This window comes from Paenibacillus sp. M-152, assembly GCF_003856555.1.
Classification (GTDB): Bacteria; Bacillota; Bacilli; order Paenibacillales; family Paenibacillaceae; genus Paenibacillus; species Paenibacillus polymyxa_C.
In genome coordinates, this window is sequence record NZ_CP034141.1 from 2827138 (window position 1) to 2839205 (window position 12068).

Below are 12068 nucleotides of genomic sequence, written 5' to 3' on the forward strand. Positions count from 1 at the left end.
ATATCTATGGAAAACATGAAGCGGGGTATGGTCGCGGCATTAACAGACGGCAGCAGTAAACACACAAATTTTTGGACCAATATTTTGGACCCTGAGGTGCTGATTTCCACATTTCCTTATGACTTCGAACCCTCTTCTGAAACAACATTAACAGAGAATAAGTTGAAAGAAATCAGTCGGGTCCTACCTTTGCCTGTTACTTCTTCTTTAAATGAAATGAGTGGCAAATCAGAACTTGGCACATATATGATTTTATTGTCAGGAGTTATGTACTTGCTTGCTCGCTATACAGGAAGCGAGGATCTTGTAATCGCAGCTCCAAAGATGAAACCAAAAAACGGATCGGCATATATTAATGAGCCCATACTATTAAGATCCTGTATGAAGCCTCAGTTAACTGTTCGAGAATGGTTAACCATAGTAAAAGATACAGTTAGCGATGCATTTAAACATCAATCTATTGCTTTTGCACGAATGGCTGAATACATCGGTATAGTCACTGACCCACAAGGAAAGCATGTGGTAGAGACACTTGTACAATTTGATTCAATCCATTCAACTGAGGAAATGACCAATATACATGCTCATACGCGATTCAGGTTTTTCAAAATGGGCGGTCACTTAGCTGTTAAGGTTTCATATTATGAAGAATTATTCAATGCAGGGACATTGGAGCGTTTGCTGGACGCTTTGTTTATGTACTTAGAAGGAATTATCCATAACTCAGAAATGTACTTGTATGATATCCCTCTACTCACAAAGAAAAACCTAGATGAGATTATGTACGAATTTAATTCAATACAAACAGACACACAATTGGGAGGAATAACAGTAGATCAACTCATCCAACCACAGCTGTTGGCTCGGTCCGATCAAGTAGCTCTTATTTTTGAGAATCGGAAGTTGACCTATCAAGAAATAAATGAACAGGCTAATCAGTTAGCTCGATACATTAGCCAAAAGAATATGGAAAAACCTGTTGCTGTATATATGGGCAGATCCCCATTTATTCTTCCTGCTATTTTAGGTATTCTCAAAGCTGGCACTACATACGTACCAATCGATCCGATGATTCCAACCGCACGTTCTCAATCCATTATTGAGGAAGCAGAAATTTCTATTATCGTTACAACAAGTGCCTATAAAAAAAATCTCAGTACTATAAACGATCATGAAGGCAATGACCCGATCGTGCTTTGTCTTGATACCGATGATATTAGTGACTCCTATTTCCCTGCTACATATGCGCCCCTTTCACCCGACGATGAAAGGCTGGCATATATTATTTTTACATCTGGCTCCACAGGAAAACCAAAAGGTGTTGAAATCCAGCACAAAGCCGTAGTTGCCTTTCTTGATGGTATTAATGAAGTTATTAAACCCGCGTTAACATCTGTGATGTTAAACGTTACCAGCTTATCCTTTGATATTTTTATGGTTGAGTCTTTATATTGCTTGCTTCACGGAATTACAATTGTAATGGCCAGTGATCAAGAGAATATGGACCCCGTTGAAATTGAACGGTTAGTGCGACAGCATAACGTTGATCTTACACAGCTTACTCCTTCCAGGTTACAACTATTGCTAAATCATCCCTCTGGTAGAGAAGCACTATCTCGATTGAACAAAATTTTAATCGGCGGAGAAGAATTCAAACAGCAGGCGCTTAAGCAGCTTCGCACATTGACAAGTGCTAGTATAATCAATGTTTACGGTCCAACAGAAGCAACGGTCTGGGCTACGGCTGCCGAGTTAAATGAATCAGATGTTGTGACGATAGGCCGACCTCTTAATAATTATGCTTGTTACATTATAGATGACTTCAATCATCTTCAGCCAGTTGGAGCTATTGGGGAATTGGCAATCAGTGGGAAAGCGTTGGCTAAAGGATATCTGAATAATCCGGAACAAACAGCACTTAAATTCATACAAAACCCACTTCAAAAAAATGAGCGGTTGTACAAAACTGGAGATAGAGCACGCTGGACGTCCTCTGGGATGATTCAATGTTTAGGACGTGCAGATAACCAAGTCAAAGTAGGGGGCTACCGCATTGAACTGGGGGATATTGAAGTAGCGATCTTGTCGCATCCTGATATTTTAGAGGCTAAAGTGATTGTGAAACCAAATGAATCCGGAGAGCTTTTGTTGGTAGCCTATCTAGTTAGCGATCACTCTTGGACAATGGACGCTATACATAAATATCTGCAAAGCAAATTGCCGAATTACATGATACCGGCACGTATTTTCCAAATTCCAGTAATGCCTTTGTCTGTTAGTGGCAAAGCAGATACAGCAGTGTTGAAAGGATGGAGTGGGGATACACTCCCTCAAAATGAATATCGCGCTCCAGAAAACGAGGTTCAACTCTATTTGAGTGAAGTCTGGAAAAATATTTTAAACCTTAAACGTGTCGGAATTAAAGATGATTTTTTTCAGATAGGAGGCAGTTCACTTTCCGCTATCAAGATGATTGCACATCTTAGTGATCAATATACAGTATCCATAAACGATATATTTGCTTATCCAACTATTGAACAATTATCTCTGCATGTTGCTGAGCAACAAGGTTATTTCCAGCAGATTATCAACGAGATGAAAAATGCCCCCATACCAAAAAGAGACAATATGGACAGCTTATTGCAGTACTACCGAAGTAATATTCAATTATATGATTCCGAAATTCTTAAACAGCGCAAAAAATATGAGAACATTTTTCTGACGGGAGGAACTGGTTTTCTGGGGTGTCATTTAATATATGAATTATTACATAAAACAACGGCTCAGTTGACATTGTTGGTGAGACCAGTATCCGGCGAAATTCCAGAAAACAGAGTCCGTAATAGAATGCGTTGCTATTTTGAACAAGCGAGTGACGAACTGAGGTGGGATAGGGTCACTATAATTGCAGGTGATTTAACTGAGCCTCGTTTAGGATTAAGCCAGGAACGTTATGAGCAACTCGCTCGGGAAACGGATTGTATCATTCATGCAGGCGCCTTAATTAAGCATTACGGAACGGTAAAGGAATTTAATGAGATAAATGTATCAGGCACACAGGCTGTTATTGATCTGGCCAAGGTGGGACAAAGCAAGGATCTCCATCATATCTCTACAGTTAGCATTGGGATTGGTAGTGAACTAGAAATTTTCCATGAGTTTACTGAAGAAAACGGAAATGTAGATAATCTTTATTTACAAAGCAAAGGTGAGGCAGAAGCGCTGATTCGCAAAGAACGAAAAAATGGGCTTAGTTGTACGATCTACCGACTGAATTCGTTACATCCAAGTAAGAAGTTGCAAAAATTTATGATTAATAAAGAAGGGAATGGCTTCAACAATTTTGTGAAAGGATTGGCTGAACTTCAATTGTATCCCGACTTGAATGAACCTGTGTTGGATCTAACAGGTGCTGATCAGGCAGCCGAAGCCATAGTGAAGCTATTTGATCACCCCGCTGTTCACAACCTGAACCACCATATTTTTAATCCTAACCGCATAAGTTGGGCTGGATTTGCAAAAATGCTTCACAATAATAACAATTCATTTCAGCTGGTTCCATATGCAATCTTCATTCAAAATCTGGCGGACGCATTTGAGCAACCAGCGACCCGAAACAGTGTTATTAACGTTATCCTCAATCTTTTCTTATTACGCAATACACAGATTATCGGCTACGCCCGGGTTTGCGAACAAACCCAATATATATTAACAGAGCTTGGTTTTAGCTGGGGAGCTATAGATATGAGCCAGGTAGAAATCTATAAGAACCTTTACCAAAATACTCAATAATTTGCCCAAATAAAATATGGAACTGGTGATGAGATGAAGAAGCAAATGAACGAACAAATAGTTGAATTACCTGCTATGTTGCCTTGTGATGTGTCTTATGATTTTAAACTCAGTATGGGCAAAACAAGCGGTGTACAGATTCAACTCTACATTTGCTGTGAACAGGCGGACATTGAAAAGATATATTATCAGCTAACCCCTAAGAGTAAGCAGGATCCATTATTTATAAGATTAATAGGACAAGGCCTTATTGGGTTAAGCATTGAAGAGCTAAATGCAATGGATCGTGATGACATTGATCGTTTTTTAGAAAATAGTAATGTTCCAGTTTCCGCAGAGTATGTTCAGTTTGTATCTACATTTATACAAAAGTTTCTGGATTCCTATTTTAACCGATTTTTCACCTGAATCCGAGACAACTTCTGATTTATATATATGAAATTTCATAATTTAAAAAGTGACTTTTTCCTTGATTACAAGTTCTGGGGTAGACAGAACTTTCTTACTGAGGAGAAGTCCTTTTTTTATTACCAATTTTGCTTTATTTGCTTTAATGAATCTGCTTCGTCAGCAAAAATAAATACAAAAGACAGTTGTTTTGTACTCAAATTTTAGTATAATAATTATATTATTAAAATTAGATCTTGGGTAGTATTTATCAGCCCGATACGGCCAGTCAGATAATTGATTTGCTTCTTTTGTTTTCGCTTCTTCTGATTTCTGGTTTCGGAATAGGTGCTGAAGTTTCAAGTAACCTAGATAAGCAGATTAAAGGAGGCAAAAGAGTATGTTTTTTTCAAGAAAAATTTTTTGGATAGGATTAGCATGTGTGGTTGTTTCAACAACTGGATGTGCAGCAAATCAAGAGTCTAGTGCGTCTACTCAAAGTTCTTCAAATGTTCCAGTCGTGCAGATCCATCAGATTACAAAAGAATCTCTTCAAACAAGCTCGGAGTTATCTGGGGTTCTAATGGCGGGTGAAGAAAGGACGTTATCCTTCGAAAATGGGGGGCGCATTGTTAGTACGGAAGTAGCTATAGGCAGTAAAATTGCAAAGGGCAGCATTCTTGCTAGATTAGATGAAGCTGACGATCGGCTGCAGATTGAACAATCAGCAGATAATATAGCGGACGCTATTGCCGGTATTGAAAGTGCGGATGCGCGCATTCAATCTGCCAATGCATCGATCAGCGCCGCAGAAGCAGGTATCGCCACTGCAGAAGCTAACGCCAGCAAAGTAAAAAATGGCGCTCGTCGACAGGAGAAAGCACAGGCACAAGCTGCTGTTGATAAGGCGCAAAGTGCTTATGTCAAAGCTCAGACAGATGCTCGTCGGATAAACCAACTTTATGAAGCAGGTGCGTCCTCACTTTCCGATCATGAATCCACCCAACTTGCCGCATTGAATGCAGCCAAAGATTTAGAACAGGCTAAAGACAAATTATCTCTTCTAGTGGAAGGAGCCACTCAGGAGGATTACCGTACCAGCCAAGCTGCCGTTAAAGAGGCACAAGCAGCCAGAATTTCAGCCATCGCAGATCAAGCACAAGCCAAGGCTTCTGGTAAACAGGCGAAAGCTAATTACGAAAAAGCTTTGCTTTCAAAAAAACTAGCCGAATTAAATTTGAGCAAAAGTCAACTTATAGCTCCCTTTAATGCTGTAGTTTTAAAAAAGGCTGCAAATGCAGGTGAACTGGTCGCCTCAGGGCAAACGATCTATCAGATTGGCTCAATTCAAAAGCTCAAGGTTCTTCTTCCCGTTCCTGATAGTGAGATTTTTAACTGGAAAAAGGGACAATCCGTTCAAATCTCACTGTATGATGAAATTAAAAAAGGAAAAATCACTAATATTTATCCAACTACTAATGCGGACACAGGCACCATTAATGTGGAGGTAAGTGTTGCTAACGATGATCACAATTGGGTACCTGGTCAGGTAGTAAAAGCTGCTCACAAGTCAGTAGAACGACAGAGCTTTTTAATTCCAACAGAAGCAGTTATCCAACAGGGAAAACAAACTTATGTATTTAAAATTGCACATAACAAAGCAGTTAAAACGCAAGTTAAACTGGGCGATCATGTTACAGCCAATAAGCTTGAGATTTCTTCAGGTGTGAGTGAAGGTGATGTGATTGTTGTTAAAGGAGCTTCGACCCTGTTTGACGGCGACAAGGTAGAAGTGGTAGAAGGCGGTCAACATGATTGAATTTATTATAAGAAAGCGTAAAATCACACTGTTGTTTTTTTTAATGGCTATTATTGTAGGATTATTTAGTTTCTTTCGGCTGCCGCACCAGGAAATGCCTGATGTTGTTGTGCAAAAAGCGTTGGTCACGGTTACTTATGCAGGTGCATCACCACAAAAGGTTGAGCAAACCATCACTAAGATATTGGAGCACCGCATTAAGGAAGTGAAAGGTGTTTCAAAAATCACCTCAACCTCAGCCAATAACTATGCCTCTATCCTGGTAGAATCGGAAGACGGTACGGACCCTCAGAGCGTATGGGATAATATGAGAAAGAAAGTGCAGGATGCTGAGACGGATTTGCCTAAGGGAGCAGATGTGCCTGTTATTAATGATAATTTAACGAGTTCGTTTATCGGAGCATATGCTATTACATCCGATTCACTTCAAACGTTATACCAGTTAAATGATCTGATGACTACTTGGAAAGACAAGTTGAGCGAAGTTCAAGGAGTATCTAATGTAGATATGGACGGACTGCCTGATAGGGAAGTTCGCATAGATCTGAATGCGCAAAAAATGCAGCTTTATCACCTGTCATGGGAACAGGTATCACAGGCCATCAGTGCACAAATCGATCGTGTTCCCATTGGGGATGTGCAATACAACGAACGCAGTTATCAACTTATTATAGATGAGCCTACAAATGCTGATGAACTCAATCAGACTATAGTAGCCCAAAATCATGATGGCGTTCCAATTTACTTAAAAGACATCGGCTCTGCCCAACTCGCTCATGCCAAGGCCGATTCGTTTTCTTATGTAGACGGTAAGCCTGCCATTACTATTAATGTTGGGGCCGAAATAGGCAGTGATGTGCCAGCAATGAGCGATAAGGTAAATGCCAGAATTGCTGAATTACAAAAAACGCTGCCGACAGGAGTTCATTTTCAAACACTTTTTTCGCAGCGCAAGCATGTTGGAGAATTATTTGAAGATTTGTCTCGTGAAACTTGGATTTCCATTATATCTGTAATCGTAATTTGTACATTAGGGCTAAATCTGATTACTTCCGCGTTCGTTGCACTAGCTATTCCTGTATCTATTGCAATCGGTATAATATTTTTACCTATCTTTGGGGTAACGCTAAATCAAATATCCATTATTGGTCTTATAATTGTGCTTGGTATTTTAGTCGATGATGCGGTCGTTGTGAATGATAATATTGAACGTAGGTTAAGTGACTTGCAAGAATCGCCAGATGAAGCTGCCTTGCGGGGAACAAAAGAAGTATCTATTTCTATTCTGACGGCAACACTTGCCACCATTTCAGCGTTTGCACCTTTATTGTTCTTGAGTGGGGATATCGGAGCCTTTATCAAACCCATTCCAGTTATTATTTCACTGACCATGCTAGGTTCTATGATTATGTCACTTACGGTTATTCCCATATGTCGGGGATGGTATGAAGCTCGGCGAAGAGGAAAAGGAAAAAGTAATGACGAAAAAATTTCAGGATTGCTCGGTCGTCAAATTCAATGGCTGACCCGCTGGTACTCGGAGCGCATAATGATGAAGGTAACGAAAAGGCCGCTATTAACAGGAATTATAGGCATTCTAATTGGTACGCTTGCTTACGGCCTTGTAGCCTTTACGCCAGTCGAGTTATTTCCAGAATCGGAAGATCCCAATTTCTCCGTAAATATTACGATGCCTATTGGTACTTCTTTGGAAGAAACAAATAAGGTAACTACAGAAATTGCGCATTGGATTCAAAAGCAGCCGGAAACAGAGAAGGTTTCATTTTCTGCAGGCGGGGCGGCTCCCTTACTGTATAGTGACTTAGGTTCCAGTGCACCCGAAGGAGATATTTATGGTCAAATAGGGGTAACAGGGAAGAAAGGAATATTTGATCTTAAAAAGAGTGTAAGTTCATGGAATAAATATTTTCGAAAAAATTATCCTGGTGTAAGCATTAAACCTATTATTCCGGAAATGGGTGTTCCGGTTGGTAAACCAATCTCTGTCCGGATTACTGGTAGTGATGTCAATCAACTACAATCATTAAGCCAAAAAGTAAAAGAAAGCATTGCGAAGGTAAATGGAACAAGCAATATTGAAGATGATATTGGGTTGGAGCGAAATGCACTTGAGTTAAAGGTCAATAAACTGGCTATGGATCAGCATTTGATAAACTACACGAACTTAACTCAAACGCTTATGCTATTAAATGAAGGGGTGAATATGAGCAAGTTTGATACAGGCAATGAATTGGTTGATACTAAGATGTTTTTGAATCAAAAGCAGGGGATTGATCCTAATGTTTTGTTACAACAGCTCAGTGTCATTAATGCAGCCGGTAATCAAGTTCCACTCTCTCAGTTGGTGCAGGTTAGACCTAGCTTTGCTGTTCAACAGATTAAACACTACAATTTAGAACGCACGATTACTGTTGAAGCAGATGTGACCAACAGAACAGCAACAGAGGCAGTTAATGATGTAACAGCAATCCTTTCCAAAATGAAGTTTCCTGAAGGTTATAGTTGGCAAATAGGAGGCGAGACATCAGATCAATCTGATATCTTTATGGATTTGGCTGTTTTATCCATTGTTGTGCTATTTCTAATTGTTTTGTTAATCACTATGCAATTTTATTCAGTTTCCATTGCAGCAATTATAATGACTTCTGTTTATCTTGCGGCAGCTGGAGGGATTTTAGGAATTTTCTTGACAGGAAAACCAATTGGTTTTATGAGTATCATGGGAATTATTGCACTTGCTGGAATCGTTGTTCGTAATGGTATTGTCCTAATAGAATTTATTGAAGATGCACGTAAAGAAGGGGCGAGTCTGCATGAAGCTGTAATCCGTGCAACCGTTGCACGTTTCCGTCCAATCTTATTAACATCCATGACAGCGATTGTCGGAATGCTCCCTATTGCTATTATGGGCAGTATGCTGTTTAAACCATTGGTATACACAGTCATTTCCGGCCTTTTCTTTTCGACATTATTAACGTTACTAGTCGTCCCCTCACTGTATATGGTAGTAGCCCAATTAAAACTTAAAAGACTACAGAAAAAACTGTCACGAATTACTCCAACATCTGGTCAGGGACCAAGTACGAATGTATAGGATCATGGTTTTAGCCCCACGGCGATGCTATCTCGAGGTAATAACGCAGGCGAACATTCGTGGAACTGTCCGTGCTATGTATCGTTATAATCACAATGGTGACTTTTGGTTACTAGGAACCAAACATCGTCGTGTCCAAGCGAGGAAAGAAAAATACTAGATCAAGCATGTCAAATACAGATTGTAGATCGGGCATCCGTGTCATGTTGAACATCATTAGCAAGAAGTTTAGAAGAGATCTACTTGACGTAGGTCTCTTCTACTATTTCCGGTCGAGGGATTGAATACTAGGGCGTGTATTCAAGCTACAAATCAAAGTTAAATCACAGTAAATTAGAAATTTGAAGAGGCAATACGAAATCCAACACGATCAGTGGGAAAAGATTAAAGACGGAATGCCACCAGAATAATGGATTGTCAAGCTAAGTGCGACAGTTCCACTGTGTAAGATTCATGAGCAATTTCCAGCCCAGACATTTTCGGGGACAGTCGTTGATAAGATGAAGTGAACGTGTTAGTACTTTATCTGTAATCCGGGTAAATTAGGTTATTTTAGACAAAGTGTTAGCGTTTTCGTTAGACTCTTGTTGTCACGAAGAGTAAGGGCTGAGAAATAGACCTCCAGATGGTGAACCGCATAGCAAGTAAACTCCTTGCCCCGATCTGTCGTAGCGGTTGAAACGTTCCAGTAGACAATCAAAGTGAATGTATTAAAGATAGCAAAACAAAAAGATACATTCCAATTATCAGATGAGGTGAAATAACGTACTTAAGTTTCTACTTTGGTTTTAACTCCCTAGTATATTTTGATATTAGATTAGATACCTGTGCTTAAGTTTCTTCGAAATGATTCAATTTGAGTTTTGCCGCCTTGTTCCCCTATATGGAAGGTTGAACTCAAAGATTATGCATTCAATGAGCTTACATAAAATTAACTTAGGAGATGCAAATTGGAGGTGGTAATACGCACATCAGAAAAAGTCAAGCAAAAGACCAAGTCAACTTCATAAACCACAAGTAGCTATTATGATGATTCTGACTTTAACTGAGCCTGTGCATATCGCTTCCCACGACGCAGTGGCTTGGAAATCTACTGACCAAGGTTTCAGAGACGATTTGCGTTCTGGAGACTATATACTTCAGTGGAGAGGTAGGGATTATAAAGTTAACGGGAAATGCAAAAAAATAAGGACCGATTGGAATTGTATTGGGAGTTTTACGAATACAAATTGGCTTGAAGATCACAGTGCAGAGGTTTACTCGGTCGTGATGCGCTCATCACAAAAACGATTCGATTTGTATAAAGTAATCATCACAACGACAAATATGTTCAGTACTTTTGCTGTGTCAATCTTCACTTCATTATTAAAGGATTAACTCGTCAAAACTTAAAAAAATAGCAAGTTTCTTGCCACATGGAGACTTGCTATTTTATGTTTTTGGGTCAATAAGTTTCACAAAAGAAATGGTCCAAAAGTTATAAATTTTCTGAAAATCTAAACTTTTAATGAAAAATCCAAACGTTTCTATTAATAAAAAAGTAAAGTTTATAGCTCAAATGAGAGAATATTTAACCTAAATCGAAATTCTGAGAGAAAATTTAAAGAAAATTTTGCTCGGTAATTAGTTCAAAAGATCTAAAAAAATCACTATCTATTTAAAAAGTGAAGAGTTATTAATTTCGAATTAATTCAGCTTGAGCAAATAAATCCCATGATTTAGGTAGTTAAAGAATATTGCTGAAAAAGTTGAAATTTGTCGGATGGTGTCAGGATCGGCTTGTTATATTTGTGTTAATGATATGTAACGTAAAATGTGTTTTGGTACAAGGGTTTTGGGCTTCATGCAAGCACACAGCATTTTTATTTTATCGATTATAAAATCAAAAATTTTGTTCTAAATCATATTAACTTGTCGTAGTTAGTATTCAATTTAATAAAAAAGTGGAATTCTTGCATTTAAAGATATAAAAATAATAGAATAATATGGGCTGTTTATTAATTTTATGAAATCTATCAAATTAGAACTTATGTCCCATGTTAATCGGTTTTAAAGTTTGTATATTTAAAATAGCTAGAAAGTATTGGGAGAAAAGAAGATATATAAGGATTTATTGTTATATTGTGGACGGAAAGAGGATGTGAGAAATTTGTATGGCAACTCGGTCGTCTCTTGTTTGGTTTTTAAAAAATTTCCGGTAAATCCGTCCCACGTCTTCCATATTCCAAAGACAACTCCAATTTTATTCAGATTAATCTTTCACCAAAGAGCTTCGTTTGATGCAGAGAACACCGGAAGAAGTACTGTAATTCATCCATGTACAAAATCAGGAAGTCATAAGCGCAGTCGTGAGTATTTTTAGCTCCTTTCAGCCTAGAATTACGCTCCTAATCACGCTGCAGCAGTTCATGCGTCTCGTAGCATCGATACCCTCAAGCCAAGATTCAGACAGCACACATCACGACACACTACGTTGTTAACATTGCGGCAACCATTCTACAACCCACCACCAAGATGCACTCACAGCATAATTCGAAAATGTTCCCATTCCATGCACATATTCATACATCCAGAGTCAGAGTTTTTTCACCATGACCGCCCAACTAAAAAAAGCTTGCACTGCGAAAGTGTGAGCGATGAAAAAGAAGATGTGCTTATTTCGATTAAAATCAGCTCTTCGAAGCTCCGGGGGACTGAAGGAAACCAGCTTTCAGATAGGAGAAGGAGAAACGGTAACGATTGTCGTCGCACCGTGGCGGCAAAAGCACGATCATCAAACTGCTACAACAAGTATGCGAACTCAGATCTCAATGGTATATCAGGAGTGGTCGCTTTTGCCGACTTCCATTGGTAATTCAATGCCGGAAAAAAGGATCGCATGACCGTTTCTTGCCATGGGCGGTCATTTTAGCAGAGTTACTTTTACACATATCTATTTTGCGAGGAGAGGTACGT

5 protein-coding genes and 1 pseudogene are annotated in these 12068 nt (G+C 39.0%); 5 read left to right on the plus strand and 1 reads right to left on the minus strand.

Features of this window, described 5'->3' with window-relative positions:
- Positions 1-6 precede the first annotated feature (6 nt).
- The 4 genes from EGM68_RS12510 to EGM68_RS12525 all read left to right on the plus strand — a co-directional run bounded on the left by EGM68_RS12510 (position 7) and on the right by EGM68_RS12525 (position 9113).
- Positions 7-3792: a non-ribosomal peptide synthetase gene (locus tag EGM68_RS12510; protein WP_129549298.1), complete on the plus strand. Its 3786-nt coding sequence runs from the start codon at positions 7-9 to the stop codon at positions 3790-3792.
- Positions 3793-3825: 33 nt separating this feature from the next.
- Positions 3826-4200: a hypothetical protein gene (locus EGM68_RS12515; protein WP_044788341.1), complete on the plus strand. Its 375-nt coding sequence runs from the start codon at positions 3826-3828 to the stop codon at positions 4198-4200.
- Positions 4201-4579: 379 nt separating this feature from the next.
- Positions 4580-5998, plus strand: a complete 1419-nt coding sequence (locus EGM68_RS12520) for an efflux RND transporter periplasmic adaptor subunit (protein WP_129549299.1) — start codon at positions 4580-4582, stop codon at positions 5996-5998.
- Positions 5991-9113, plus strand: a complete 3123-nt coding sequence (locus EGM68_RS12525) for an efflux RND transporter permease subunit (protein WP_129549300.1) — start codon at positions 5991-5993, stop codon at positions 9111-9113. The genes EGM68_RS12520 and EGM68_RS12525 overlap by 8 nt, the downstream gene beginning before the upstream one ends.
- A gap of 417 nt (positions 9114-9530) precedes the next feature.
- Here the strand turns inward: EGM68_RS12525 and EGM68_RS26555 are convergent.
- Positions 9531-9789: pseudogene (locus tag EGM68_RS26555) on the minus strand (IS30 family transposase); the annotation flags it as partial.
- A gap of 1960 nt (positions 9790-11749) precedes the next feature.
- Between EGM68_RS26555 and EGM68_RS12535 the strand changes: the two are divergent.
- Positions 11750-11995: a hypothetical protein gene (locus EGM68_RS12535; protein WP_129549302.1), complete on the plus strand. Its 246-nt coding sequence runs from the start codon at positions 11750-11752 to the stop codon at positions 11993-11995.
- Positions 11996-12068: the final 73 nt, after the last annotated feature.

Coding starts and splice junctions, on each gene's coding strand:
- EGM68_RS12510 (WP_129549298.1), top strand. CDS start 7: ATGGAAAACATGAAGCGGGGTATGGTCGCGGCATTAACAGACGGCAGC.
- EGM68_RS12515 (WP_044788341.1), top strand. CDS start 3,826: ATGAAGAAGCAAATGAACGAACAAATAGTTGAATTACCTGCTATGTTG.
- EGM68_RS12520 (WP_129549299.1), top strand. CDS start 4,580: ATGTTTTTTTCAAGAAAAATTTTTTGGATAGGATTAGCATGTGTGGTT.
- EGM68_RS12525 (WP_129549300.1), top strand. CDS start 5,991: ATGATTGAATTTATTATAAGAAAGCGTAAAATCACACTGTTGTTTTTT.
- EGM68_RS12535 (WP_129549302.1), top strand. CDS start 11,750: ATGAAAAAGAAGATGTGCTTATTTCGATTAAAATCAGCTCTTCGAAGC.